The organism is Pantoea dispersa (genome assembly GCF_014155765.1).
GTDB classification, from domain to species: Bacteria; Pseudomonadota; Gammaproteobacteria; order Enterobacterales; family Enterobacteriaceae; genus Pantoea; species Pantoea dispersa.
On sequence record NZ_SCKT01000003.1, the window covers coordinates 449,139 to 474,583 of the forward strand.

Consider the following 25,445-nt stretch of genomic DNA (forward strand, 5'->3'; position numbering starts at 1 on the left):
GACCTGCGGGCGCATCACCTGCCGGAGAAGAGTACGATGAGCACCTTAAGTCAGGAAGCCGCCCTGGTTCACGAAGCACTGCTGGCGCGTGGCCTGGAAACGCCATTACGCGCCCCGGTGCGCGATATGGACGACGCGTCACGCAAGCGCGAGATCGCCGGCCACATGACCCAGATTATGCAGCTGCTGAATCTGGACCTGGAAGACGACAGCCTGATGGAGACGCCGCACCGCATCGCCAAGATGTACGTCGACGAAATCTTTTCAGGTCTGGATTACGCCAACTTCCCGAAAATCACCGTCATCGAAAACAAGATGAAGGTGGACGAAATGGTCACCGTGCGTGATATCACCCTGACCAGCACCTGTGAACACCACTTCGTGATCATCGACGGCAAAGCCACCGTGGCCTATATCCCTAAAGACAAGGTAATTGGCCTGTCGAAGATCAACCGTATCGTACAGTTCTTCGCCCAGCGTCCGCAGGTGCAGGAGCGTTTAACCCAGCAGGTGCTGGTGGCGCTGCAAACCCTGCTGGGCACCAATAACGTGGCGGTGTCGATCGATGCGGTGCACTACTGCGTGAAAGCGCGCGGCGTCAAAGATGCGACCAGCGCGACCACCACCACTTCACTCGGCGGATTGTTCAAATCGAGCCAGAACACGCGTCAGGAGTTCCTGCGCGCGGTACGCCACAGCTAAGCAGCGCGGGCGGCGTCGTTGTCGCCCGTGTTCCTCTCACCGTCAGGGCACTCGATGCAACGCTATCTCGCGCTGGATTTCATTCGTGGTTGCGCCATTCTCGGCATATTGCTGCTGAATATCGTCGGCTTTGGTCTGCCCTCGGCGGCCTATCTCAATCCGGCCTGGCAGGGTGAAGCCTCCGTTTCTGATGCCTGGACCTGGGCAATCATGGATGGCCTGGCGCAGCTAAAATTCCTGACGCTGTTTGCGCTGCTGTTTGGTGCCGGACTGGCACTGCAGGTGCCGCGCGGCAGCCGCTGGATCTCCTCACGCTTAACGCTGCTGGTCTTCATCGGGTTCATCCACGCGGTGTTCCTGTGGGAAGGCGACATCCTGCTGGATTATGGGCTGATTGGGTTGATTGTCTGGCGCATGCTGCGTGACGTGCCGTCGGAGCGGGCGCTATTACATACCGGCGTGCTGCTCTATCTGGTGGGCTGTGCCGTGCTGCTGGTGTTTGGCGTCATCTCCAGTCCGCAGCCGACGCGTTCGTGGCTGCCTGGCGCGGCAGATCTGGAGTATGAGAGCTACTGGAAACTGGTCGGCGGCTGGGAAGCGGTGCAGAATCGCCTCGAACACCTGTCATCCGGCCTGATGGCGCTGGCTTCGCAGTATGGCTGGCAGCTGGCCGGGCTGATGCTGATCGGTGCCGCGCTGATGCGCAGCGGCTGGCTGAGCGGCCAGTTTAGTCTGCAACACTACCGACGCGCGGCGGCGCTGTTACTTACCATCGGCTGGCTGATTGCCATACCCGGCGTGCTGGCACAGTGGCTGCTACAGTGGGAATTTCGCTGGAGCGGCTTTTTCCTGCAGGTGCCACGCGATCTCGCCAGTCCGTTTATCAGCCTTGGCTACGCTGCACTCTGTCTCGGTTACTGGCCGGCCATCGCCGCCACGCGGATCAGTTACGCCATTCAGTGCGTCGGCCGCATGGCGCTGAGCAATTATCTGCTGCAGACGCTAATCTGCACCACGCTGTTCTACCGCTTCGATCTGTTCCTCAAATTTGACCGCCTGCAACTACTGGCTTTTGTACCGGCTATCTGGCTGGTCAATATTCTGTTCTCCGTGCTGTGGCTGCGCGTCTTCCCGCAGGGACCGATGGAGTGGATCTGGCGCCGGCTGACGCAGCTCGCCGCCGGAAAAGCGGACAACGCGTCCGCCGGCAGATAATGATGTTCATCACAAAGGTTGCATAATTGTATGTAACCGTTTTCATCCGTGTGACGTAATTCACGCAGCTGTTTCCGATGCCCTGACAGAATAGCGCCGTTACGCGCCAGTCGCGCATTTTCTCCTCTGTGGAACAACTGCATGATAACGATTCGTGATGTCGCCCGTCAGGCCGGGGTTTCCGTTGCCACCGTGTCGCGGGTGCTCAATAACAGCAGTGCAGTCACCTCTGATACCCGCGAAGCCGTGCTGCAGGCGGTTGAATCGCTCGGCTACCGGCCGAATGCCAACGCGCAGGCGCTGGCGACCCAGGTGAGCGATACCATCGGCGTGGTGGTCATGGACGTTTCCGATCCCTTCTTTGGTGCGCTGGTTAAAGCGGTGGATACCGTGGCGCAGCGCATGCACAAGCATGTGCTCATCAGCAATTCGTGGCATCAGGAAGAGAAAGAACGTCATGCCATTGAGGTGCTGATCCGCCAGCGCTGCAACGCGCTGGTGGTGCACGCGAAAACGCTTACAGACGCGGAACTGGCGCAGTTTATGGATCAGGTTCCCGGTATGGTACTGATTAATCGTACTATTCCCGGTTACGAGCACCGCTGCGTCTGCCTCGACAATGTTACCGGGGCGCAGGTAGCGACGCGCATGCTGTTACAGCAGGGCCATCAGCGCATTGGTTACCTCAGCTCCAGCCATCCGATTGAGGACGTGGCTCAGCGCCGCGACGGCTGGCTGCAGGCACTGGCGGAGCAGGGCATCCGCCCGCCGGAGGGCTGGATTGCGCATGCCGAACCGGACATGCAGGGCGGTGAAGCCGCGATGGTGGAGCTGCTGGGGCGTAATCTGCACCTCACTGCGGTGTTCTCCTATAACGATGGCATGGCGGCCGGTGCACTCACCGCGCTGAAAGATAATGGTATTCAGGTACCGCAGCATTTCTCTGTCATCGGCTTCGATGACATTCCCATTTCCCGTTACACCGACCCGCAACTGACCACGGTGCGCTATCCCATTGTTTCTATGGCGAAACTGGCGACTGAGCTGGCCCTGCAGGGCGCAGCAGGCACGCTCGATCCGCACGCCGCGCACTGCTTCATGCCTACGCTGGTGCGGCGCCATTCGGTGGCGCAGCGGCAAATTGTGGAGTCGGTCACTAATTCAGGCGATAGCGCCGTGTAACCGTTTCCAATCTGTGATTGTATTCACAGTTAATTAACATGGCGCTCACTATGATGGCAGCGTCTTACCGGACTGAAACATTATGTAACGCCGGGCTTTCCTTCCCCGGTCTGGTTTCAGTAGCCGATTGAAATGGTTCACAACACACTTCAGGAAGCGTTTACCTACAGGGAAGTCAGGATAGCGATGGTGGTCCGGCTTGGTAGCAGCGCCTGCCCCATAAAAAATAGCGTTTCAACCGACTGCGCTGTCTGCCCGCAGGCAATACGGCGCGATGAAATACCCTGCATAAAAAAACCGGAGATACCATGAATAAGAAGGTTTTCACGCTCACAGCACTGGTTGCCAGCATGATGTTTGGTGCAACTGCGCACGCCGCCGATACCCGCATTGGCGTGACAATTTATAAATATGACGACAACTTCATGTCGATGGTGCGCAAGGACATCGAAAAAGAGGCGAAAGCCGTTGGCGGCATTCAGCTGCTGATGAACGACTCACAGAACGACCAATCCAAACAGAACGACCAGATTGACGTGCTGATGGCGAAAGGCGTGAAAGCGCTGGCCATCAACCTGGTGGATCCGGCTGCTGCGGCAGTGGTGATCGACAAAGCGCGCTCGAACGACGTGCCGGTGGTGTTCTTCAACAAAGAGCCTAACGCGAAAGTGCTGGCCAGCTACGACAAAGCTTACTATGTCGGTACCGACTCCAAAGAGTCCGGCATCAAGCAGGGTGAGCTGATCGAGAAACACTGGAAAGCTACGCCAGCCTGGGATCTGAACAAAGACGGTCAGATTCAGTTCGTGCTGCTGAAAGGTGAACCGGGCCATCCGGATGCCGAAGCACGTACCAAATACGTCATCGAAACCCTGAACAAAGACGGCATCAAAACCCAGCAGCTGGCGATGGATACTGCAATGTGGGATACCGCGCAGGCGAAAGACAAAGTGGATGCCTGGCTGTCTGGCCCGAACGCCAACAAAATTGAAGTAATCATCGCGAACAACGATGCGATGGCGATGGGTGCGGTTGAAGCGCTGAAGGCGCACAACAAAACCAGCATTCCGGTGTTTGGTGTTGACGCCCTGCCAGAAGCGCTGGCGCTGGTGAAATCCGGTGCGATGGCCGGTACCGTGCTGAACGATGCGGAAAACCAGGCGAAAGCCACGCTGGACATTGCTAATAACCTGGCCAATGGCAAAGAGCCAACCGCAGGTACTAACTTCAAGATGGACGGCAAAGTGGTCCGCGTACCGTACGTACCGGTTGATAAAGAAAACCTGTCGCAGTTTGTGAAGTAATTCGTCCCGGGCGCGGCTTTTCTGCCGCGCCTTATTGCATCTGACCAACGCTTTTTTTAGCCAGGTAAATTATGGCCAGTGAGAATCCGACCACACAGCGAGAATATCTGCTGGAGATGACGAATGTCTCGAAATCATTTCCAGGGGTGAAAGCCTTAGATAATGTGAATTTAAAAGTGCGGCCGCACTCCGTCCATGCCTTAATGGGTGAAAACGGCGCCGGTAAATCCACTTTATTAAAATGCCTGTTTGGGATTTATAAAAAGGATACGGGGAGCATCCTGTTTCAGGGTGAGGAAATAGATTACAAATCCTCCAAAGAGGCGCTGGAAAATGGCGTTTCAATGGTGCATCAGGAATTAAATCTGGTGCTGCAGCGCAACGTGATGGACAACATGTGGCTGGGGCGCTATCCGCGCAAAGGTCCGTTTGTCGATCAGGATAAAATGTATCGTGATACCAAAGCGATCTTTGATGAATTAGATATTGATATCGATCCGCGCGATAAAGTCGCGACGCTTTCGGTATCGCAAATGCAGATGATTGAAATCGCCAAGGCGTTTTCCTATGACGCGAAAATCGTCATTATGGATGAGCCCACGTCATCGCTGACCGAAAAAGAAGTTAACCACCTGTTCACCATTATCCGTAAGCTGAAAGATCGCGGCTGCGGTATTGTTTATATTTCGCATAAAATGGAAGAAATTTTCCAGCTGTGCGATGAGATCACCATTCTGCGTGACGGCCAGTGGATTGCCACCCAGCCGCTGGAAGGGCTGGACATGGACAAGATCATCGCCATGATGGTCGGCCGTTCGCTCAACCAGCGCTTCCCGGACAAAACTAACGTGCCGGGTGAAGTGATTCTGGAGGTGCGCAATCTGACCTCGCTGCGCCAGCCATCGATCCGTGATATCTCGTTTGATCTGCATAAAGGCGAGATTCTCGGGATTGCCGGCCTGGTGGGCGCCAAGCGTACTGACATTGTGGAAACCTTATTTGGTATCCGTGAGAAGTCGGGCGGCACCATTAAACTGCACGGTAAAGCGATTAATAACCACAGCGCCAACGAAGCCATCAACCATGGTTTTGCGCTGGTAACGGAAGAGCGGCGTTCCACCGGGATTTATGCCTACCTGGATATTGGTTTTAACTCGCTCATTTCTAATATCAAGAAATATAAATCCAGTATGGGTCTGCTGGATAATAAACGCATGAAAAGCGATACCCAGTGGGTCATTGATGCCATGCGGGTGAAAACGCCCGGCCATCATACCCAAATTGGATCGCTCTCCGGCGGTAACCAGCAAAAAGTCATTATTGGTCGCTGGTTATTGACGCAGCCGGAAATACTGATGCTTGATGAACCGACGCGCGGTATTGACGTCGGCGCTAAATTCGAGATTTATCAGCTGATCTCGGAGCTGGCGAAAAAAGAAAAGGGCATCATTATTATCTCTTCTGAAATGCCAGAGCTGTTGGGCATTACCGACCGTATTTTGGTAATGAGTAATGGTCAGGTAGCGGGCATTGTCGATACTAAAACGACCTCGCAGAATGAAATCCTGCGTTTAGCGTCATTACACCTTTAATGAAGCAAGGGCTTTAACATGAAAGCGACTACTAAAAAGAATGCGCTAACCTGGTTAAAAGAGGGCGGCATTTATGTTGTCCTGTTGGTACTGCTGGCGATTATTATTTTCCAGGATCCGACCTTTTTAAGCCTGATGAACCTGAGTAACATTCTGACTCAGTCATCGGTCCGTATTATTATCGCACTCGGCGTAGCCGGTCTGATCGTGACCCAGGGCACCGACCTGTCGGCAGGGCGCCAGGTGGGTCTGGCGGCGGTGGTAGCGGCAACGCTGCTGCAGTCGATGGATAACGCCAACAAGGTGTTCCCGCATCTGGAAACCGTGCCGATTCCGCTGGTGATTCTGACCGTGTGCATCATCGGTGGCGTGATTGGCCTGGTTAACGGCGTGATCATCGCTTACCTGAAGGTGACGCCGTTTATCACCACGCTGGGCACCATGATCATCGTTTACGGCATCAACTCGCTGTACTACGACTTCGTGGGCGCTTCACCGATTGCCGGTTTTGACGCTGGCTTCTCGAAGTTTGCCCAGGGCTTCCTGCGCTTCGGCGACTTCAAGCTGTCGTTTATCACCTTCTACGCGATTATCGCTATTGTGTTCGTCTGGATCCTGTGGAATAAAACCCGCTTCGGCAAAAACATTTTTGCTATCGGCGGTAACCCGGAAGCGGCGAAAGTCTCTGGCGTTAACGTTCCGCTTAACCTGATCCTGGTGTATGCGCTGTCCGGCGTGTTCTATGCCTTCGGCGGGATGCTGGAAGCGGGCCGTATCGGCAGCGCCACTAACAACCTCGGCTTTATGTATGAGCTGGATGCGATTGCAGCCTGCGTGGTGGGCGGCGTGTCGTTCGCCGGCGGGGTAGGTACCGTCGCGGGTGTGGTGACCGGTGTGATCATCTTCACCGTCATCAACTACGGTCTGACCTACATCGGCGTGAACCCGTACTGGCAGTACATCATCAAGGGCGGCATCATCATCTTCGCCGTGGCGCTTGATTCGCTGAAATACGCGCGTAAGAAATAGCAGAGAACAAGGTCAACCATCAGGGCTGCGGCAACGCGGCCCTTTTTGTTTTGTTTCGCTTCTGCTATTTCCGCAGCTTCTCTTCCAGCTCGAGTAACTGTTCCGGTGTGACCGCTGGGTAGCTCTGCGCATCTTCCGGCACTTCATGCACCGCCGGAATCGGCACCAGCGGGCCAAGGAAACGCGGCTCGCGCTTCATCAGATAGAGATCCGCCAGCGCACCGAGACGCGCACCCACCTCGCGGAACCGCACCGACAGCATATTCTTTGGCGACGGCACGGCGTAGCACTGCGCCTGAATGCCAAGGTGCTGGGCGATATAGAGTGCGCGTTCACAGTGGAAGCGCTGGGTAATGATGATGAAGTCGTTGGTGTCGAAGACTTTGCGCGTGCGCACAATCGAATCCAGCGTACGGAAACCGGCATAATCCAGCACGATGTCCGAGGGATCGACGCCGGCTTTGATTAAATCGCGTCGCATGGTCATCGGCTCGTTGTAGCTCTGCAGCGCATTATCGCCGCTCAGCAGCAGATAATTCACCTTGCCGCTGTTGTAAGCGTTGAGCGCGCCCTGAATGCGATACAGGTAATACTGATTGATGACGCCGGTGCGGTAATACTTGGCGGTGCCCAGCACCACGCCGACCTGACGATGCGGCAGCGAAGCGACATCTTCATAAATAAACGGCGCGGTTCGCCAGCTAATCCAGCGATCGAGGCCGAGCGCGGTCGCCATCACCAGTAAGATGATGATAAACAGAGCAAAGAAAATGCGTTTAAGTATGCGCACGGGCACTCGGTTGACGAAAATTCAGATGGGTCAAGGCTACTTGAGGCGGCACGGCTAAGCAAGTTTGTGCCGGTCGGCTGGCGTTTTTTTAAGCGCTGCCGCACCTGAAGCGTGCGGCAGCGTCGGTCTGCAATTAAATCGAGGTACGGCGATAGTGACGATACTGCGGCAGCCAGAAGTTGTTGTTGATGGCTTTCGACAGCACGTCCTCGGATGTGACCACCGCCACACCCGCCAGCTGCGCCGCTTTGCCCACTTCCATGGCGATCACTTTGGAGACGCCCTGGATGTCCTTAATCTCTGGCAGCACCGGACCTTCACCGTCGTTAACCAGCGGTGAGCAGTCAGCCAGCGCGCGGCTGGCGGTCATCAGCATCGAATCCGTTACGCGGGTGGCGCCGGCAGCGATCACGCCGAGACCGATACCCGGGAAGATATAGGAGTTGTTGCACTGGGCAATCGGGTAGGTTTTGCCTTTCCAGGTGACCGGTGCAAACGGGCTGCCGGTGGCGACCAGCGCGTCACCGTCGGTCCAGGCGATGATATCAGCCGGGGTCGCTTCCACGCGTGAGGTCGGGTTCGAGAGCGGCATCACGATCGGGCGTTTGCAGTGCTTGTGCATCTCGCGAATGATCTCTTCGGTGAACAGTCCCGGCTGGCCGGAAACGCCGATCAGGATATCCGGCTGGGCATTGCGCACCACGTCGAGCAGTGAAATCGAATCGCTGGTGACGTCCCAGTCTTTCAGATTGTCGCTCTTCTGCACCAGCTTGCTCTGGAAATCGAGCAGGTTAGGCAATTTGTCAGTGAGCAGGCCGAAACGGTCTACCATCATCACGCGCGCGCGCGCTTCATCATCGCTCAGGCCTTCGGATTTCATCTGTGCGACGATCTGCTCAGCGATACCGCAGCCGGCGGAACCGGCACCGAGGAACACCACTTTCTGCTCGCACAGACGGCTGCCTGCGGCGCGGCTGGCAGCGATCAGCGTGCCCACCGTGACAGCGGCCGTGCCCTGAATATCGTCATTGAAGCAGCAGATCTCATCGCGGTAACGCTCCAGCAGCGGCATGGCGTTTTTCTGCGCGAAATCTTCAAACTGCAGCAGCACGTTTGGCCAGCGGCGCTTCACCGCCTGAATGAATTCATCAACGAAGGCTTCATACTCTTCGCCGGTGATGCGCGGATGGCGCCAGCCCATGTAGAGCGGATCGTTCAGCAGTTGCTGATTATTGGTGCCGACATCCAGCACCACCGGCAGGGTGTAGGCCGGGCTGATGCCACCGCACACGGTGTACAGCGACAGCTTGCCGATAGGAATGCCCATGCCGCCAATGCCCAGGTCGCCGAGGCCGAGAATACGCTCGCCGTCGGTGACCACGATGACTTTGACATTCTGCTTGGTGGCGTTTTGCAGCATGTCTTCAATGCGGTCGCGGTTGTTGTAGGAGATAAACACCCCGCGCGCGCGACGGTAAATTTCTGAGAAGTGTTCGCAGGCCGCGCCAACCGTTGGGGTGTAGATGATCGGCATCATCTCTTCCAGGTGGTTGTCCAGCAGGCGATAGAATAGCGTTTCGTTGGTATCCTGGATGTTGCGCAGGTAGACGTGCTTGTCGTTATTGTTTTTGAAGTCCAGGAACTGACGCCAGGCGCGCTCGGCCTGCTCTTCGATGGTTTCTACGGCGTCTGGCAGCAGGCCATTGAGGTTAAATTCGTTACGTTCTTCCAGCGAGAAGGCGCTGCCTTTGTTCAACAGCGGAAATTCCAGCAGGATCGGACCCGCGTAAGGAATATACAGCGGACGTTTACTTTCGTACTCGAGTTCCATGCAGTGTTTGCTCCGGTTGCAGTGTTTTCTGACGTGTCGCCAGCAAGAAGGTAACGCCAGACCCGTTTATTGTGAAGTTCTGGCGCCCGATCCTATGAAAATTCCTGCAGATGTACAGCTTTTGTTAATAGAAGGTCACAAAAGCGGTAAAAGGATCACTAAACTGTTGGTTTCGAAACTAAAGTAACCGAGAAATTGCTGCAGCCGAGCGCGGCGAGGGTGGTGCGGGTGGCATCAAACTGGCTCAGCGTGGCGTCGGCGCTTTCTGCCAGCACCGCCTGCTGAATCTCCTCCAGCGCTTCGTTGTGCATATTCATCAGAATCAGCGCGGCCTGTAATGGCGGCAGGCTCGGGTTGAAAGCGGCATTTTCGGCATAGCGCCCGGGGTAAATCTGGCCGCTGCGGCTCTGCAACGCCACGCCGCTATAACTCTGGCTGTAAGGTGCATGGCTGCGGCTGGCGGCATCAATCGCGGCCTGCTGCAGCGCATCGCCCTGCGGCAGGAAACCGTGGTCGACGGGGGTCAGCAACCGTTCGCTGATATTGAGATCGGCCGGGCCAAAGGCATCCGGTAAATAGTCGGCCAGCGTGCTGACTGCGCGGCCCGGCAGGCTGATGCGAATCGCCGTACCGCTATTCAGTTCATTCATAAACTGGCGGCAGTGTCCGCACGGCGTGTAGTTGACGGTAATGGTCGCCAGCTGCGCTTCGCCCCGCAGCCAGGCATGCGTGACTGCGCTCTGCTCGGCGTGGACCGTTTGCTGCAGCGGCGCATGTAAGAACTCCATATTGGCACCGAAGTACCAGTGGCCACTGATGCCGCGCGCAATAGCGCCCACGTTAAAGTGCGAAACCGGTGCCACGGCACAACAGGCGGCAATCGGCAGCAGTGCGAGTGCCAGCGCATCATCATCCAGACCGGTTGCCTGTTGCAGCTGAGTCACCTCCTGCGGTCGCAGCACGCCGTGAAAATCAGCGGCGTCCAGCAGCGGCTGAAGCGCGCTCTGCAGCGCAGCGGGCAGGGCAGAGAAAGCGGAAGTGAATCGTGCATGCATGATCTTATGGCCTCATTAACTCGTCAGCGGCGAAGCGCCGCCTCAAGGTTTATATGTGATCCAGGTCGCTATGACAATGCAAGCTGATTGGCTTGTTTCAACTTTGCGAGATCTCTCGCAAGTTTTACCCCAGTAAGCGCATCAGCAAAGGAAAAATGAAGGGCGCCAGTAACGAGGTGATGATGCCGCAGATTACCAGCGCCAGTGAACTGAAGGCGCCTTCCTGATAGTCAATCTCCGCGGCGCGCGCGGTGCCGAGCGCATGAGACGCGTTGCCAATCGCCAGCCCGCGTGATGACTTGCTGCGCACTTTAAACAGATTCAGCAGCATGTGACCAAACACCGCGCCCAGCACGCCAGCAATCAACACGCAAATGGCGCTGATGGCCGGAATACCGTGTAGCGAGCCCGATACTGCCATGGCGATGGGCGTGGTCACCGACTTCGGCAGGATGGTGGCTGCGATTTCCGGCGTCGCCCCCATCCACAGCGCGATCGCCGTGCCGGACATCATGGCGGTAATGCTGCCGATAAAGCAGACGCTAATGATGGTTTTCCAGCGCGCGCGAATCTGGTGCATCTGCTCATACAGCGGCAGCGCCAGCGCTACCACGGCGGGCTGCAGCAGCTGATTAAGCAGCGCGCTGCCAGCGAAATAGCGCGCGTAGGGCAGGTGCGTCAGCAGCAGCAGTGGAATAATGATCGCCATGGCCACCAGCAGTGGATTGACAATGGAGAGGTTGATTCTGGCTGCCAGACGGCGTGCCAGCAGATACGCCACCACGGTAAGTGGCAGTGACCACCAGGCGTCACTCATGGCCGGACTCCTTCGGACGCTGCAGGCGCTCGGCGCTGAGGCCGACAATCAGTAATACCAGCAGGGTGCTGACCATGCAGGAGACGACAATCGGGCCAAACTGTGCGCTGAGGATATCGGTGTAGCCCATCACGCCAACGCTGATCGGTACAAACAGCAGCGCCATATAGCGGATCAACAGCTGACAGCCGGGTTTCACCCACGTTACCGGGATAATCTGCAGCGCCAGCAGGGCAAACAGTAGCAGCATGCCAAGGATGCTGCCGGGAATGGTAAATGGCAGCAGGGCGGCAAGGCCGTTGCCGGCGTACAGCGCGGCATAGACGATGGCAAAGGCGCGCAGATAGCGCCAGCAGGCAGATAGCACGGTGGGCATGTCAGGCTCCTGTTTTCGTGGCGCTTCATCATACGCATTAAGCGCTTAGCGTGCTAGCGATCACACTGGAATGCAGATTCAGGATTTCAACACCTCTGCTTTGAAGCTGAGTAAAGCGGCGTAAGGTGGTGGCCAGAGCGAAGGAGCAGCGATGAACCACACCGTGCAACCGCAGCGCGCGCTGCGAAAGGCGATGCCGCAAGCGGAGCAAAAACTATGGCGCTATTTACGCAACCGAAATGTGTGTGGCGCGAAGTTTCGCCGCCAGCATCCTGTTGGAGGGTATATCGTTGATTTTGCCTGCGTTGAGCGATCGCTGATCGTGGAACTGGATGGTGGACAGCACAATGCGCCTGAAGATCAGGCTTACGATGCCCGGCGCACGGCGTATTTACAGCGCTGCGGCTGGCGCGTAATTCGCTTCTGGAATCATCAGGTGTTTAATGAGTTTGAGGCGGTAATGGCGGAGATCTATCGCTGTCTGATGTTGGCGCGATAAGCGCGGTGCGGTTTTCCCCTCACCCCGGCCCTCTCCCGCAGGCGGGAGAGGGGGTAGCCTTGTGCGGGGTTTTGCTATGTGCAGGTTTGATACATGGGTGACAACGTGCGCTGTTCGGCCCTTTTTAATGCGGGAGAGTGAGTCAAGCGAACAAGGTCATGCCTGGCTCTAAACCCAAACCCCGCACTCAGCAGTTCCCTCTCCCGCAGACGGGAGAGGGGGTAGTCTTATGCGGGGTTTTGCCAGGTGCAGGCCTGGCTCTGAACCCAGACCCCGCACTTAACGGTTCCCTCTCCCGTAAGCGGGAGAGGGTTAGGGTGAGGGCCAGCGCGCACTGACCTTTACTTCACCGGCATACCCGGCTGGGCACCGCTATCCACTGTCAGCACGAAGCTGCGCTTCTGGAATCATCAGGAGTTTAATGAATTTGAGGCGGTAATGGCGGAGATTTATCGCTGTCTGATGTTGGCGCGATAAGCGCGGTGCGGTTTTCCCCTCACCCCAGCCCTCTCCCGCAGGCGGGAGAGGGGGTAGTCTTGTGCGGTGTTTTGCTATGTGCAGGTTTGATACCTGGGTAACAACGTGCGCTGTTCGGCCCTTTTTAATGCGGGAGAGTGAGTCAAGCGAACGAGGTGCAGGCATGGCTCTGAACCCAGAGCCCGCACTCAGCGGTTCCCTCTCCCGTAAGCGGGAGAGGAGGTAGTCTTGTGCGGTGTTTTGCTATGTGCAGGCCTGGATCTGAACCCAGACCCCGCACTCAGCGGTTCCCTCTCCCGTAAGCGGGAGAGGGTTAGGGTGAGGGCCAGCGCGCACCAACCCTTACTTAACCGGCATACCCGGCTGCGCACCGCTATCCACTGACAGCACAAACAGGTCTTTGCCGCCAGGCCCGGCAGACAGCACCATGCCTTCGGACACGCCGAAACGCATTTTGCGCGGCGCCAGGTTAGCGACGATGATGGTCATCTTGCCCACCAGCACCGACGGATCCGGATAAGCGGCGCGAATGCCGGAGAAAATCTGGCGCTTCTCGCCACCCAGATCCAGCTGCAGACGTAGCAGCTTATCGGAACCTTCTACCAGCTCAGCCTGCTCGATCAGCGCCACGCGCATGTCGACTTTGGCGAAGTCATCAATGGTGATGGTCTCGCCAATTGGTGCATCGGCCAGCGGACCGCTTGCCGCCGGCTGGTTCGCCGCCGCTGCGTCCTCTTTCGAAGCCGCAATCAGCGCCTCCACTTTTGCCATCTCAATACGACCATACAGCGCTTTAAACGGCGCTACGCTGTGGTTGAGCAGCGGCTGCGCAATGCCATCCCAGCTCAGTTCGCTTTGCAGGAAGGCTTCTGCGCGCTCGCTCAGCGACGGCAGTACCGGCTTCAGCCAGGTCATCAGCACGCGGAACAGGTTGATACCCATCGAGCAAATCGCCTGCAGGTCGGCATCGCGGCCTTCCTGTTTCGCCACCACCCACGGTGCCTGCTCGTCAACGTAGCGGTTGGCCAGGTCGGCCAGCGCCATGATCTCGCGGATCGCACGGTTGTACTCGCGGCTGGCCCAGGCTTCACCGATCTTCTCTGACGCATCAACAAAGGTCTGATACAGCGCCGGATCTGCCAGTTCGCTTGCCAGCTGGCCGTTAAAGCGTTTGGTGATAAAGCCAGCGTTGCGCGAGGCGAGGTTCACCACCTTGTTGACGATGTCAGCGTTCACGCGCTGAACGAAATCTTCCAGATTAAGGTCAATATCGTCGATGCGCGAAGAGAGCTTGGCCGCGTAGTAGTAGCGCAGGCTGTCGGCATCAAGATGCTGCAGCCAGGTGCTGGCTTTGATAAAGGTGCCGCGCGATTTCGACATCTTCGCGCCGTTCACCGTGACATAACCATGCACAAACAGGTTGGTCGGCTTGCGGAAATTGCTGCCTTCCAGCATCGCTGGCCAGAACAGGCTGTGGAAATAGACGATGTCTTTGCCGATGAAGTGATACAGCTCGGTGCTGGAATCTTTCTTCCAGAACTCGTCGAAATCGATGTCGCCGCGTTTGTCGCACAGGTTCTTAAACGACCCCATGTAGCCGATGGGCGCATCCAGCCAGACGTAGAAGTATTTGCCCGGCGCACCAGGGATTTCGAAGCCGAAGTACGGCGCATCGCGGGAGATATCCCACTGTTGCAGACCGGCTTCAAACCACTCCTGCATCTTGTTTGCCACCTGCTCCTGCAGCGCACCGGAGCGCGTCCACGCCTGCAGCATCGCGCTGAAGGACGGCAGATCGAAGAAGAAGTGTTCAGAATCGCGCATCACCGGCGTTGCACCTGACACCACCGATTTCGGCTCAATCAGCTCAGTCGGGCTGTAGGTCGCGCCGCACACTTCGCAGTTATCGCCGTACTGATCGGGTGAGTTACATTTCGGACAGGTGCCTTTGACGAAGCGATCAGGCAGGAACATGCCTTTTTCCGGATCGTATAGCTGCGAAATGGTGCGGTTTTTAATGAAACCGTTCTCTTTCAGGCGCGTGTAAATCAGCTCAGACAGCTGGCGGTTTTCGTCGCCGTGCGTGGAGTGATAATTGTCATAGCTGATGTTGAAACCTGCGAAATCGGTCTCATGCTCCTGCTTCATTTCCGCAATCATCTGCTCTGGCGCGATACCCAGCTGCTGGGCTTTCAGCATGATCGGCGTGCCGTGGGCGTCGTCCGCACAGATGAAGAACACCTGATTGCCACGCATTCGCTGGTAACGGACCCACACGTCAGCCTGAATGTGTTCAAGCATGTGACCTAAGTGGATAGAGCCGTTTGCGTACGGCAGGGCGCACGTTACCAGTAGTTTTTTAGCGACTTGAGTCATAATTTGCGTAGCATTCCGTGAATAAAAAATCGGGCTTAGATGTTAACCGAAGCACCCTCTGGCGTAAACACAGCAGCTCGGCCACGTCACTTTTAGCGCCTATCTGATATGATTGATGGCACACCGCCATCGTCTGGCGTCATGACTAAATAAGGAGTTGGGATGACCGCACAATCCCGGGACCATCATTCACCTGAAGCGTTGCGCGCCGTGGTTATCGGCGTGCTGAGCGAGTTTGAGCATCCGACGCTGCAACACAATCTGACTACCCTCAAAGCGCTGCGCCACGTGGCGCTGCTCGACGACAAGCTGCACATTGAACTGGTGATGCCATTTGCCTGGGCCAGCGCGTTTGAGGCGCTGAAAGCCCAGACCAGCGCGGAACTGCTGCGCCTGACCAACACGCGCGCCATCGACTGGCGGCTGCGTCATGACATTGCCACCCTGAAACGCGTGAAAAATCAGCCGGGCGTCAACGGCGTGAAAAACATCGTCGCCGTCAGCTCCGGTAAAGGTGGCGTGGGCAAATCCAGCACCGCCGTGAATATGGCGCTGGCGCTGGCGGCCGAAGGAGCGCGCGTCGGTATTCTCGATGCGGATATTTACGGCCCGTCGATCCCGGACATGCTCGGCACCGAAAATCAGCGTCCCACTTCGCCGGATGGCACGCACATGGCACCGATCATGGCGCACGGCCTGGCAACCAACTCTATCGGCTATCTGGTGACCGACGATAACGCCATGGTGTGGCGCGGACCGATGGCCAGCAAGGCGCTGATGCAGCTGCTGAACGAAACGCTGTGGCCGGATCTCGATTACCTGATTCTGGATATGCCGCCGGGCACCGGTGACATTCAGCTGACGCTGGCGCAGAACGTGCCGGTGACCGGCGCGCTGGTGGTGACCACGCCGCAGGATATTGCGCTGATTGATGCGCGCAAGGGCATGGTGATGTTCGAAAAAGTCAGCGTGCCGGTGCTGGGTGTGGTGGAAAACATGAGCATGCACATCTGCAGCGAATGCGGGCATCACGAGCCGATTTTTGGTACCGGCGGTGCGCAGAAGCTGGCTGAGGATTATCACACCCGCCTGCTGGCTCAGCTGCCGCTGCACATTAATCTGCGCGAAGATCTCGACGACGGTGAACCGACCGTGATTCGCCGTCCGGAGAGTGAATTCACCGCGCTGTATCGTGAACTTGCGGGCCGGGTTGCCGCCCAGCTTTACTGGCAGGGTGAGGTGATTCCGGGCGACATCGCCTTCCGCGCGGTTTAAGCCTTAGCTGCCGCTGGTGCGTGTCGCCAGCGGCAGGTGCATCAATACGTACTGGCCCTGTTCGCTCTCTCCCAGCGCTTCGCGCTGCCAGCCGTGCTGCTGATAAAACTGCAGCGCCGCTTCGTTCTGTAGCAGACATTTCAGCGCGCCGGTGGAGGTAAAACGCTGCTGCACCGCGTTCAGCAGCGCACTGCCGACGCCCTGGCCCTGAAAGGCCGGATCGACATACAAACTGTGCAAAAAATTATCGTTATCCATCACGCCGGCAAACCCTGCGCGGTGGCCGTCGATCTCCGCTACCAGTACCGTTTCACCGGGAATAATCGCGTCGAAATCTTCAAGCTGCCAGTCGTCACCGGCCAGCCATGTCCAGTTATGACGGCGCGCCGCGAGATACAGCGTGCGTAAAAAAGGGCGGTCGGCTTCTTCAAAAAGACGAATTTTCACTTCCAGACTCCATGACGAGTAAGCAGGCACGTTTTTTAGCGGCGTTGCGCACGCAGTTGAATCGTGCAGCAAAGATGATTGAATGTTTATAAAAAAATAGCAGTTGCTGCGCGCAAAGATAAAGCCTGTTAACTCTGCGGCTTTTCTGTGTAGAATGCCGCGGCAAGCCGCATCAAATCTGGCGTCGGCACTTTGATAGCTTTTGATTATCTGATTGATAACGTCTGCATATTAGAAGTTGGCCCGAAAATTATGTAGCCTGCATCACATCTTTTTAACGGAGGTCACCCATGTCTATCATCAATACCAAAATCAAACCGTTCAAAAACGCTGCATTCAAAAACGGCGAATTCATCGACGTAACCGAGAAAGACGTTGAAGGTAAATGGAGTGTTTTCTTCTTCTACCCGGCTGACTTCACCTTTGTATGCCCAACTGAACTGGGTGACGTGGCAGACCACTACGAAGAGTTCCAGAAACTGGGCGTAGACATCTACTCCGTTTCAACTGACACGCACTTTACCCACAAAGCCTGGCACGGTTCTTCAGACACCATCGCGAAAATCCAGTACGCGATGATCGGCGACCCGACCGGTGCTCTGACCCGCAACTTCGAAATCATGCGTGAAGCAGAAGGTCTGGCTGACCGCGGTACCTTCATCGTTGACCCGGAAGGCATCATCCAGGCCATCGAAATCACTGCAGAAGGCATCGGCCGTGACGCGTCTGACCTGCTGCGTAAAGTGAAAGCGGCTCAGTACGTGGCTTCTCACCCAGGTGAAGTTTGCCCGGCTAAATGGAAAGAAGGCGACGCAACGCTGGCTCCATCACTGGACCTGGTTGGCAAAATCTAAGTCACCTCCGCCCTTTGATCTTTCTTCCATCGGGTGCTGCGGCACCCGATTTTCTTCACAGGAACTCACTATGCTCGACACCAATTTAAAAACCCAGCTCAAGGCCTACCTTGAGAAACTAACGAAACCGGTTGAGTTGATTGCCACACTGGACGATGGCGCAAAATCCGCAGAGATCCGCACTCTGCTGACCGATATCGCGAGTCTGTCTGATAAAGTCAGCTTCCGTGAAGAGAACGATCAACCGGTACGTAAGCCATCATTCCTGATTACTAACCCAGGCAGCCACAGCGGCCCGCGCTTTGCCGGTTCGCCAATGGGCCACGAATTTACCTCACTGGTGCTGGCACTGCTGCAGACCGGTGGACATCCGTCGAAAGAGGCGCAGAGCCTGCTGGATCAGGTTGTTGCGCTGGACAGCGACCTGCATTTCGAAACCTATTATTCTCTGTCGTGCCACAACTGTCCGGACGTGGTACAGGCGCTGAACTTAATGGCGGTGCTCAATCCGCGCATCCGTCATACCGCCATCGACGGTGGCATGTTCCAGAACGAGATCACCGAACGCAACGTCATGGGCGTGCCGGCGGTTTACCTCAACGGCAAAGAGTTCGGTCAGGGTCGCATGAGCCTGGCAGAAATCGTCGGTAAGGTAGACACCAACGCGGATAAGCGTGCGGCTGAAGAGCTGAACAAGCGTGATGCCTATGAAGTGCTGATCGTCGGCAGCGGCCCGGCGGGCGCTGCGGCGGCCATCTACTCGGCGCGTAAAGGCATCCGTACCGGCCTGATGGGCGAGCGCTTTGGCGGCCAGGTGCTGGACACCGTTGACATTGAAAACTACATCTCCGTGCCGAAAACCGAAGGGGCCAAGCTCGCCGGTTCCCTGCGTGCGCACGTTGATGACTATGACGTGGACGTGATCGACACCCAGAGCGCCATCAAGTTGATTCCGGCAGCGAAAGAGGGCGGCCTGCACGCCATCGAAACCGCTTCTGGCGCAGTGCTGAAATCACGCAGCATCATCATTGCTACCGGCGCACGCTGGCGCAACATGGGCGTTCCAGGCGAAGAGCAGTATCGCACCAAAGGTGTAACCTACTGCCCGCACTGTGACGGCCCGCTGTTTAAAGGCAAACGCACGGCGGTGATCGGCGGCGGTAACTCCGGCGTTGAAGCGGCCATCGATCTGGCCGGTATTGTCGAGCACGTTACGCTGCTGGAGTTCGCCAGCGAAATGCGCGCCGATAAAGTGCTGCAGGATAAACTGCGCAGCCTGAAAAATGTCGATGTGATCCTCAACGCGCAGACCACCGAAGTAAAAGGTGACGGCAGTAAAGTTACCGGTCTGACCTACATCGACCGCAATAACCAGACCAGCCACGAACTGGCGCTGAGCGGTATCTTCGTTCAGATTGGTCTGCTGCCCAACACCAACTGGCTGGAAGGCGCGGTAGAGCGCAACCGCATGGGCGAGATCCTGATCGACGCCAAAGGCGAAACCAGCCTGAAAGGCGTATTTGCCGCCGGCGACTGCACCACGGTGCCGTACAAGCAGATCATCATTGCCAGCGGGGAAGGGGCTAAAGCGTCACTGAGCGCGTTTGATTACCTGATCCGCACCAAACCGGCTGAATAAGTTTTGCGATAGCCACGCAAGCGCCCTGCAACCTGTGTTGCGGGGCTTTTTTTTATCCCAGCCAGCGACGCGCCTGTTCATCGCTGATATCGCGATAATAAATTTTATGGATGCGCTCGCCGCAGCGTTTGCATTCGGCTTCGAGGTACGTGGAATACCGGTAACGGCCGCCGGGGGCAACGGCGCCTTGACGGGAAATGGTGATATTGTGCCAGTGATGCGCGTGCGGAAGAAAACTGAATAAAGTCATTAGCGATTCCGGGTGAAGGTGAAACAGCGGTCTTCAAATCCGGAAGGGAATTAGGCCGTGTTACGCCGCCGGCCGGTTTGATATTAATCAAGTTGCGCGCTTTCTTCTGTTTATTTCCCGCCTACTGCCCCGGCAGATTAAATTAACTATCCTGATGAATTTTAGGGCTTTTGGGAAAATTGATCTCCGTCGATTTGTTTATATTTTCCTGATGATCAAAAAATCATGAAAATTGATAGCGCACGTATTTTTGCTCATCGTTGTCCGGCAAAAAAAGCGCACCCGCCGCAGGATTTACAACTTTAAGCTGACCCTTTATGCTGTGAAGGCACGTCTGACACGGACGTGCATGACTCGGGGTGCCCTTCTTTGTGAAGGCTGAGAAATACCCGTAATACCTGATCTGGATAATGCCAGCGTAGGGAAGTCAGATGCCTGACCGCATTCGCCTTCCTGATTGCCGGTTGGGAGCCTTATGACACAGCCTGACCCTCTTTCCCCGGCGCAACTCGCGCACTCTCTGCAACTGCTGCGGCAGCAGGCACCGCTGGTGCACTGTATGACCAACGACGTGGTGCAAACTTTTACCGCCAACGTGCTGCTGGCACTGCAGGCTTCGCCCGCGATGGTGATTGATGGCGATGAAGCGGCGCAGTTTGCCGGTTTTGTCGATGCGCTGCTGATCAACGTCGGTACGTTAACCCGTGAGCGCCGCGATGCGATGCTGGCGGCGGTACAGGCCGCTAACCAGGCTGGCACACCGTGGACACTCGATCCGGTGGCGGTAGGCGCGCTAACCCTGCGTACGGAATTCTGTCAGCTGTTGCTGAGCCTGCGACCGGCGGCCATTCGCGGCAACGCTTCAGAGATTCTCGCCTTAGCCCACCAGGCCACGGGCGGACGCGGTGTGGATAGCGTGCATCAGGCCGATGCCGCACTGAACGCCGCGCAGCAGCTGGCGCAACGCTGCACGACTATCGTTGCGGTAACCGGCGAAGTCGATTACGTCACCGATGGCCGCCATACGCTGGCGATTCCCGGCGGCAGCCCGCTGATGACGCGCGTGGTCGGCACCGGTTGTGCGCTATCCGCCGTCGTCGCGGCGTGCAGCAGCCTGCCGGGCGAGCGTATCCAGCACGTGGCAGCGGCCTGCCGCTTGATGTCGCTGGCCGGTGAGCAGGCCGCGCGCAGCGTGGCAGGGCCCGGCAGCTTCGTCGCCGCTTTTCTCGATGCGCTCTGGACGCTGGAGGTGGCAGCATGAAACGCATCAATGCATTGACCATTGCCGGTACCGATCCCAGCGGCGGCGCAGGTATCCAGGCGGATCTGAAAGCCTTTTCCGCGCTCGGCGCGTACGGCACCAGCGTGATTACCGCGCTGGTGGCACAGAACACCCGCGGCGTGCAGTCGGTGTATCGCATCGAACCGGCATTTGTTGCGGCGCAGCTCGACTCGGTGCTGAACGACGTGCGCATTGACGCCGCGAAAATCGGTATGCTGGCGGAGACGGCGATCGTCGAGGTGGTGGCAGAGAAGCTGAAACGCGCCAGCCTGCCGTTTGTGGTGCTGGATACGGTGATGATTGCCAAAAGCGGCGATGCGCTGCTGTCGCCCGATGCGGTAGCCAGCATTCGTGAACGGCTGCTGCCGCAGGTATCGCTGATCACGCCCAACCTGCCGGAAGCCGCGGCGCTGCTGGGTTGCCGCATGGCGCAGGACGAGGCGAGTATGCTGCAGCAGGGCGATGCGCTGCTGGAACTGGGCTGCGAAGCGGTGCTGATGAAGGGCGGTCATCTCAGCGATGCGGAAAGCCCGGACTGGCTGATCACCCGTGCCGGCCGCCAGCGCTTTACCGCACCGCGCGTTAACACCCGTCATACGCACGGCACCGGCTGTACGCTGTCGGCGGCGCTGGCGGCATTGCGACCGCGCCATGCGGACTGGGCGGGCACCGTAGCGGAGGCCAAGGCCTGGCTGCAGCAGGCGCTGCTGCACGCCGATTCGCTGGAGGTCGGCCACGGCATTGGGCCGGTGCATCATTTCCATCAGTGGTGGTAGGGCGTAACGCCAGATTGCCGTTTTTTCACTGCGTATCCGTCTGAAAAATGGAGTCAGCAATTTGCCAGCCTGGCGCGTTTCGGTCCAGGCTGTGGGGGCGAATCGGCAGGTGCCGGTTCTTTTCCAGCCATTTATCAGGAGCGAACATGACGGACATCGTACAGTTATTGGGTAAAGAGGCGGATACGCTTCTTCAACATCGCTGCATGACCATTCCAGCGGACAGCCTTTATTTGCCGGGCGCGGATTATGTCGATCGCGTGATGATTGATAACAATCGTTCTCCTGCGGTACTGCGCAATATGCAGACGCTCTACAACACCGGCCGTCTGGCGGGTACCGGCTATCTGTCGATCCTGCCGGTGGATCAGGGCGTGGAACACTCTGCTGGCGCCTCGTTCGCTGCCAATCCGGCCTATTTCGACCCGAAGAATATCGTCGAGCTGGCGATTGAAGCCGGCTGTAACTGTGTGGCATCAACCTATGGCGTGCTGGCCTCCGTGTCACGTCGCTACGCGCACCGCATCCCGTTTATGGTCAAGCTGAACCATAACGAAACCCTGAGCTATCCCACGCAGTATGACCAGACGCTGTACGCCAGCGTCGAGCAGGCATTCAATATGGGCGCGGTTGCGGTCGGCGCCACCATCTATTTTGGTTCTGAGCAGTCACGCCGGCAGATCGAGGAGATCGCAGCGGCCTTCGAGCGCGCGCACGAGCTGGGCATGGTGACGGTGCTGTGGGCTTATCTGCGCAACAACGATTTCAAGAAGGATGGGGTGGATTATCACGCCAGCGCCGATTTAACCGGTCAGGCTAACCATCTGGCGGCCACCATTGGTGCCGACATTGTGAAGCAGAAAATGGCGGAGAATAACGGCGGTTATAACGCGGTGAAGTTTGGTCACACCGATGAGCGCGTGTACAGCAAGCTGACCAGTGAGAATCCGATCGATCTGGTGCGCTACCAGCTGGCCAACTGCTACATGGGCCGCGCCGGGCTGATCAACTCCGGCGGTGCTTCAGCTGGTGCGACCGATGTGGCAGAGTCGGTGCGTACGGCGGTGATCAATAAACGCGCCGGCGGCATGGGGCTGATTCTCGGACGCAAGGCGTTTAAGAAGTCGCTGAAAGAGGGCGTGGCGCTGATTAATGCGGTGCAGGATGTGTATCTGGCGAAGGATGTGACGATTGCCTGATGGTGTGAGGGGCGTTTTTTCACCTTCACCCTTACCCTCACCCTAACCCTCTCCCGCGAGCGGGAGAGGGGACTGTTTTGTGCGGTTTTTTAATGTATTAATTCTCTGACAGCTTACTGGAACAGCTCCCTCTCCCGGTGGGAGAGGGCCGGGGTGAGGGCATCACACCGCACTGCATCACACCGCACCCCACCGCAAGCTCACCCCACAGCACTACGGCCCTTCAAACCATTCGCTGTTGCGCTCGGCAATCGGCGTGATGGTCAGAATCATCTCCTGCAGATGTCGCCGCATCGCCTTCTCAGCCGCATCGGCATCTTGCGCTTTCAGCGCGGCAAAAATCTCTTCGTGCTGCTGAATCAGGCTCTCCGGCGGCGACACTTCACTCAGCGTCAGAAAGCGCACGCGGTCCATCGTCGCTTTAATGTTCTCCACCGTCTCCCACGCCAGCAGACAGTCAATGCCTTCGGCAATCAACCGGTGAAACTCATCGTCGAGCGCCAGAAACGCCTGGCTGTCGTGGCGTTCCGCTGCCAGACGCTGCAGCTGCAGATTGTGTTCCAGCGCCATTAGTCCGGTGGCAGCGATCTCCAGCGCGGCGCGGCGAACCACGGCAATCTCCACCGCTTCACGGATGAAACGGCCATCGGCCACGCGTTGGGCGGAGATTTTGCGCACGAAGGTGCCGCGCTGCGGCAGGACCTGCACCAGGCCGGCTTCCGCCAGTTTGATGAAGGCTTCCCGCACCGGCTGCCGCGACACGTTGAAGCGCGCCGACACTTCTTTCTCCGACAGCAGCGAGCCCGGATGGATCACGCAGGTCACGATATCCTTCCGCAGATAGCGATAAATCTGCTGATTTACCGGTTCGCTGGTGGTTATGGTATAGGCAATCGACATGCAGCAATATCCGTATTACGGCTGGCCGCCGCCAGCCCGATGAGAAAGCGTCAGTCTAATCAGCACGCTGCGTCTGCGCTACACATTTGTGCAGGCGGCTTAGCCTTCTGTGACCAGCGCCTGCACCGTGGCGCGTGCACCGGTAAGACGCAGCTGCTGATACAGCTCAGTAAGCCGCGTAACAAACACCGAGTGATAACGTAAGTCGTCGCCGAACACCGCCTGCAGGCGCAGTAAGGCCTCAACGCGCTGCGGGCCATCCTCGCTATTGGCAACAATGCTGGCCAGCTGCGCGCTGAGCGGATCGCGAATCTCAATCGCCGCGCCCTGCTCATCGACGCCGCTGATATAGCGCATCCAGCCTGCTACGCCCAGCAGCAGATAATCACAGGCCGTCCCGTTACGCAGATGCCAGCGCACGCTATCCAGCAGGCGCTGTGGCAGTTTCTGCGTGCCGTCGGTGGCGATTTGATAAGTGCGATGTTTAATCGCCCGGTTTTCGTAACGGGCGATCAGCGAGTCGGCATAGGCGACCAAATCGACATTCTGCGTGCGCAGCGTGGGTGCCTGATCCTGCAGCATCAGCGCGCGCGCCGCCTGACGAAAATTGGCATCGGCCATGCAATCGCTGATGTGCTGATACCCGGCCAGATAGCCGAGATAAGCCAGGAACGAGTGGCTGCCGTTGAGCATGCGCAGCTTCATCTCTTCGTACGGCAGCACATCACGCACCAGCTCCGCACCGGCCTGTTCCCACGCCGGGCGGCCGCTGACGAAGTTATCTTCAATCACCCACTGGAAAAAAAATTCGGCCTCCACCGCCACCGGATCGCGACTGCCCAGCCGCGCTTCCAGCGTCGCGAAAGCCTCATCGGTCATCGCCGGTACGATGCGATCCACCATGGTTGAGGGAAAGGTGAGGTGGGTCTGAATGTAATCCGCCAGCGCCGGGCTGCGACGCTGCGCCAGCTGGGTTATCACATTGCGCGTAACGTGGCCGTTCTCCGGCATGTTGTCACACGACATCACGCTAAACGGCGGCAGATCGCGCTGGCGACGGCGTTCAATCGCCGCCAGGATCACGCCGGGCAGCGAGCGCGGCGCGTCAGGATGCGCCACATCGTGCACGATGTCCGGATGCGTCAGGTCGAGCTGACCGCTCGACGGCAGCGAACAGTAGCCTTTTTCCGTGACCGTCATCGACACGATGGCGATTTCCGGCTGGCTCATCGCTTCAATCACCGCCTCAATACCGTCACTTTTCGCGTGCAGCGCCTGGGTAATTACGCCAACAATACGCGTGTGCAGGCTGTCGTCGGCCATTTCGGTCACGCTGTACAGCAAATCCTGCTGGCGCAGAGCGGCGATCAGTGCGCCGCTGTTGAGATTCACTTCGCAGTAGCCCCAGTCGCTGCCGTGCTGCGCCAGTTGGTCAGTGGCCAGCGCCTGATGCGCGCGGTGAAAGGCACCAAAACCGATGTGCACCATGCGGGTTTTCAGCTGGCTGCGGTCGTAACGGGGGCGCTGTACGTCAGCGGGAAGGCGATCGGGTTGTAACATGCATAATCCTTGTGGCAA

23 protein-coding genes and 1 riboswitch are annotated in these 25,445 nt (G+C 57.5%); of the genes, 13 read left to right on the forward strand and 10 right to left on the reverse strand.

All coding sequences use genetic code 11. The annotated features are described in order from the left end of the window. The first annotated feature begins 36 nt into the window (after positions 1 to 36). The 6 genes from folE (at position 37) to mglC (ending at position 7,024) form a co-directional block, all read left to right on the forward strand. Positions 37 to 702, forward strand: coding sequence for a GTP cyclohydrolase I FolE (gene folE, locus H7K56_RS12140; RefSeq protein WP_021509279.1), 666 nt, complete (start codon positions 37 to 39; stop codon positions 700 to 702). 54 nt (positions 703 to 756) lie between these two features. Next, the gene (yeiB, locus tag H7K56_RS12145) at positions 757 to 1,917 is read left to right on the forward strand and encodes a DUF418 domain-containing protein YeiB (protein WP_058780325.1); all 1,161 of its coding nucleotides are present in this window, start codon (positions 757 to 759) and stop codon (positions 1,915 to 1,917) included. Positions 1,918 to 2,058: 141 nt separating this feature from the next. Further along, positions 2,059 to 3,099, forward strand: coding sequence for an HTH-type transcriptional regulator GalS (gene galS / locus H7K56_RS12150; protein WP_058757261.1), 1,041 nt, complete (start codon positions 2,059 to 2,061; stop codon positions 3,097 to 3,099). A gap of 308 nt (positions 3,100 to 3,407) precedes the next feature. Next, complete coding sequence (gene mglB / locus H7K56_RS12155; protein WP_021509282.1) at positions 3,408 to 4,403, forward strand: galactose/glucose ABC transporter substrate-binding protein MglB; 996 nt, start codon at positions 3,408 to 3,410, stop codon at positions 4,401 to 4,403. Positions 4,404 to 4,474: 71 nt separating this feature from the next. Continuing rightward, a complete protein-coding gene (gene mglA / locus H7K56_RS12160) occupies positions 4,475 to 5,995 on the forward strand; it encodes a galactose/methyl galactoside ABC transporter ATP-binding protein MglA (protein ID WP_021509283.1) in 1,521 nt (506 codons plus the stop codon). An 18-nt stretch (positions 5,996 to 6,013) separates the two neighbouring features. Beyond that, entirely contained in the window at positions 6,014 to 7,024 is a 1,011-nt protein-coding gene (mglC, locus tag H7K56_RS12165) for a galactose/methyl galactoside ABC transporter permease MglC (RefSeq protein WP_021509284.1), read from the forward strand. 64 nt (positions 7,025 to 7,088) lie between these two features. Here mglC and sanA read toward each other — a convergent pair whose 3' ends face one another. The 5 genes from sanA to H7K56_RS12190 all read right to left on the reverse strand — a co-directional run bounded on the left by sanA (position 7,089) and on the right by H7K56_RS12190 (position 11,893). After that, positions 7,089 to 7,808, reverse strand: a complete 720-nt coding sequence (gene sanA / locus H7K56_RS12170; protein WP_150360846.1) for an outer membrane permeability protein SanA — start codon at positions 7,806 to 7,808, stop codon at positions 7,089 to 7,091. Between the two features lie 139 nt (positions 7,809 to 7,947). Further along, a complete protein-coding gene (locus tag H7K56_RS12175; RefSeq protein ID WP_150360788.1) occupies positions 7,948 to 9,645 on the reverse strand; it encodes an NAD-dependent malic enzyme in 1,698 nt (565 codons plus the stop codon). A gap of 158 nt (positions 9,646 to 9,803) precedes the next feature. Next, positions 9,804 to 10,700 carry a cytidine deaminase gene (gene cdd / locus H7K56_RS12180; RefSeq protein ID WP_127834342.1) on the reverse strand — a complete coding sequence of 299 codons (897 nt, stop codon included), beginning with the start codon at positions 10,698 to 10,700 and terminating at the stop codon, positions 9,804 to 9,806. A gap of 124 nt (positions 10,701 to 10,824) precedes the next feature. Beyond that, complete coding sequence (locus H7K56_RS12185) at positions 10,825 to 11,517, reverse strand: CidB/LrgB family autolysis modulator (protein ID WP_150360789.1); 693 nt, start codon at positions 11,515 to 11,517, stop codon at positions 10,825 to 10,827. Continuing rightward, on the reverse strand, positions 11,510 to 11,893 hold the full coding sequence (locus H7K56_RS12190) for a CidA/LrgA family protein (RefSeq protein WP_021509289.1): 384 nt from the start codon (positions 11,891 to 11,893) through the stop codon (positions 11,510 to 11,512). Before H7K56_RS12190 ends, H7K56_RS12185 begins: the two co-directional genes overlap by 8 nt. A 151-nt stretch (positions 11,894 to 12,044) precedes the next feature. On the opposite strand from H7K56_RS12190, the gene H7K56_RS12195 reads away from it, so the two are divergent. Continuing rightward, positions 12,045 to 12,392, forward strand: a complete 348-nt coding sequence (locus H7K56_RS12195; RefSeq protein WP_088516611.1) for an endonuclease domain-containing protein — start codon at positions 12,045 to 12,047, stop codon at positions 12,390 to 12,392. Between the two features lie 819 nt (positions 12,393 to 13,211). Here the strand turns inward: H7K56_RS12195 and metG are convergent. Next, the gene (gene metG / locus H7K56_RS12200) at positions 13,212 to 15,245 is read right to left on the reverse strand and encodes a methionine--tRNA ligase (RefSeq protein ID WP_150360790.1); all 2,034 of its coding nucleotides are present in this window, start codon (positions 15,243 to 15,245) and stop codon (positions 13,212 to 13,214) included. 162 nt (positions 15,246 to 15,407) lie between these two features. On the opposite strand from metG, the gene apbC reads away from it, so the two are divergent. Next, a complete protein-coding gene (gene apbC, locus H7K56_RS12205; protein ID WP_150360791.1) occupies positions 15,408 to 16,520 on the forward strand; it encodes an iron-sulfur cluster carrier protein ApbC in 1,113 nt (370 codons plus the stop codon). A 3-nt stretch (positions 16,521 to 16,523) separates the two neighbouring features. On the opposite strand, the gene H7K56_RS12210 is transcribed toward apbC, so the two are convergent. Then, complete coding sequence (locus tag H7K56_RS12210) at positions 16,524 to 16,967, reverse strand: GNAT family N-acetyltransferase (RefSeq protein WP_125309732.1); 444 nt, start codon at positions 16,965 to 16,967, stop codon at positions 16,524 to 16,526. A 290-nt stretch (positions 16,968 to 17,257) separates the two neighbouring features. On the opposite strand from H7K56_RS12210, the gene ahpC reads away from it, so the two are divergent. After that, positions 17,258 to 17,821, forward strand: a complete 564-nt coding sequence (ahpC, locus tag H7K56_RS12215; RefSeq protein WP_010617942.1) for an alkyl hydroperoxide reductase subunit C — start codon at positions 17,258 to 17,260, stop codon at positions 17,819 to 17,821. A gap of 70 nt (positions 17,822 to 17,891) precedes the next feature. Next, positions 17,892 to 19,460, forward strand: coding sequence for an alkyl hydroperoxide reductase subunit F (gene ahpF, locus H7K56_RS12220; protein ID WP_058769944.1), 1,569 nt, complete (start codon positions 17,892 to 17,894; stop codon positions 19,458 to 19,460). Between the two features lie 52 nt (positions 19,461 to 19,512). On the opposite strand, the gene H7K56_RS12225 is transcribed toward ahpF, so the two are convergent. Next, entirely contained in the window at positions 19,513 to 19,710 is a 198-nt protein-coding gene (locus H7K56_RS12225) for a hypothetical protein (RefSeq protein WP_021509295.1), read from the reverse strand. Between the two features lie 345 nt (positions 19,711 to 20,055). After that, positions 20,056 to 20,152: riboswitch (TPP riboswitch) on the forward strand. A gap of 33 nt (positions 20,153 to 20,185) precedes the next feature. Between H7K56_RS12225 and thiM the strand changes: the two genes are divergently transcribed. The 3 genes from thiM to fbaB all read left to right on the forward strand — a co-directional run bounded on the left by thiM (position 20,186) and on the right by fbaB (position 22,967). Then, positions 20,186 to 20,971, forward strand: coding sequence for a hydroxyethylthiazole kinase (gene thiM / locus H7K56_RS12230; RefSeq protein WP_150360792.1), 786 nt, complete (start codon positions 20,186 to 20,188; stop codon positions 20,969 to 20,971). Next, positions 20,968 to 21,768: a bifunctional hydroxymethylpyrimidine kinase/phosphomethylpyrimidine kinase gene (thiD, locus tag H7K56_RS12235; RefSeq protein ID WP_104188485.1), complete on the forward strand. Its 801-nt coding sequence runs from the start codon at positions 20,968 to 20,970 to the stop codon at positions 21,766 to 21,768. Before thiM ends, thiD begins: the two co-directional genes overlap by 4 nt. A gap of 146 nt (positions 21,769 to 21,914) precedes the next feature. After that, positions 21,915 to 22,967, forward strand: coding sequence for a class I fructose-bisphosphate aldolase (fbaB, locus tag H7K56_RS12240; protein WP_058757271.1), 1,053 nt, complete (start codon positions 21,915 to 21,917; stop codon positions 22,965 to 22,967). A 213-nt stretch (positions 22,968 to 23,180) separates the two neighbouring features. Here fbaB and H7K56_RS12245 read toward each other — a convergent pair whose 3' ends face one another. Next, positions 23,181 to 23,867: a GntR family transcriptional regulator gene (locus H7K56_RS12245; protein WP_021509299.1), complete on the reverse strand. Its 687-nt coding sequence runs from the start codon at positions 23,865 to 23,867 to the stop codon at positions 23,181 to 23,183. Between the two features lie 99 nt (positions 23,868 to 23,966). Beyond that, positions 23,967 to 25,427 (reverse strand): mannitol dehydrogenase family protein, encoded by a 1,461-nt coding sequence (locus tag H7K56_RS12250; RefSeq protein WP_150360793.1) that lies wholly within the window; start codon positions 25,425 to 25,427, stop codon positions 23,967 to 23,969. Between the last annotated feature and the right edge of the window lie 18 nt (positions 25,428 to 25,445).

What these genes read in the sequence shown, in the direction of transcription:
- folE (WP_021509279.1), top strand. Translation starts at nt 37, where the DNA reads ATGAGCACCTTAAGTCAGGAAGCCGCCCTGGTTCACGAAGCACTGCTG.
- thiM (WP_150360792.1), top strand. Translation starts at nt 20,186, where the DNA reads ATGACACAGCCTGACCCTCTTTCCCCGGCGCAACTCGCGCACTCTCTG.
- mglC (WP_021509284.1), top strand. Translation starts at nt 6,014, where the DNA reads ATGAAAGCGACTACTAAAAAGAATGCGCTAACCTGGTTAAAAGAGGGC.
- mglA (WP_021509283.1), top strand. Translation starts at nt 4,475, where the DNA reads ATGGCCAGTGAGAATCCGACCACACAGCGAGAATATCTGCTGGAGATG.
- mglB (WP_021509282.1), top strand. Translation starts at nt 3,408, where the DNA reads ATGAATAAGAAGGTTTTCACGCTCACAGCACTGGTTGCCAGCATGATG.
- H7K56_RS12195 (WP_088516611.1), top strand. Translation starts at nt 12,045, where the DNA reads ATGAACCACACCGTGCAACCGCAGCGCGCGCTGCGAAAGGCGATGCCG.
- metG (WP_150360790.1), bottom strand. Translation starts at nt 15,245, where the DNA reads ATGACTCAAGTCGCTAAAAAACTACTGGTAACGTGCGCCCTGCCGTAC.
- fbaB (WP_058757271.1), top strand. Translation starts at nt 21,915, where the DNA reads ATGACGGACATCGTACAGTTATTGGGTAAAGAGGCGGATACGCTTCTT.
- H7K56_RS12185 (WP_150360789.1), bottom strand. Translation starts at nt 11,517, where the DNA reads ATGAGTGACGCCTGGTGGTCACTGCCACTTACCGTGGTGGCGTATCTG.
- thiD (WP_104188485.1), top strand. Translation starts at nt 20,968, where the DNA reads ATGAAACGCATCAATGCATTGACCATTGCCGGTACCGATCCCAGCGGC.
- H7K56_RS12250 (WP_150360793.1), bottom strand. Translation starts at nt 25,427, where the DNA reads ATGTTACAACCCGATCGCCTTCCCGCTGACGTACAGCGCCCCCGTTAC.
- H7K56_RS12245 (WP_021509299.1), bottom strand. Translation starts at nt 23,867, where the DNA reads ATGTCGATTGCCTATACCATAACCACCAGCGAACCGGTAAATCAGCAG.
- H7K56_RS12190 (WP_021509289.1), bottom strand. Translation starts at nt 11,893, where the DNA reads ATGCCCACCGTGCTATCTGCCTGCTGGCGCTATCTGCGCGCCTTTGCC.
- H7K56_RS12225 (WP_021509295.1), bottom strand. Translation starts at nt 19,710, where the DNA reads ATGACTTTATTCAGTTTTCTTCCGCACGCGCATCACTGGCACAATATC.
- cdd (WP_127834342.1), bottom strand. Translation starts at nt 10,700, where the DNA reads ATGCATGCACGATTCACTTCCGCTTTCTCTGCCCTGCCCGCTGCGCTG.
- ahpC (WP_010617942.1), top strand. Translation starts at nt 17,258, where the DNA reads ATGTCTATCATCAATACCAAAATCAAACCGTTCAAAAACGCTGCATTC.
- apbC (WP_150360791.1), top strand. Translation starts at nt 15,408, where the DNA reads ATGACCGCACAATCCCGGGACCATCATTCACCTGAAGCGTTGCGCGCC.
- H7K56_RS12175 (WP_150360788.1), bottom strand. Translation starts at nt 9,645, where the DNA reads ATGGAACTCGAGTACGAAAGTAAACGTCCGCTGTATATTCCTTACGCG.
- galS (WP_058757261.1), top strand. Translation starts at nt 2,059, where the DNA reads ATGATAACGATTCGTGATGTCGCCCGTCAGGCCGGGGTTTCCGTTGCC.
- yeiB (WP_058780325.1), top strand. Translation starts at nt 757, where the DNA reads ATGCAACGCTATCTCGCGCTGGATTTCATTCGTGGTTGCGCCATTCTC.
- ahpF (WP_058769944.1), top strand. Translation starts at nt 17,892, where the DNA reads ATGCTCGACACCAATTTAAAAACCCAGCTCAAGGCCTACCTTGAGAAA.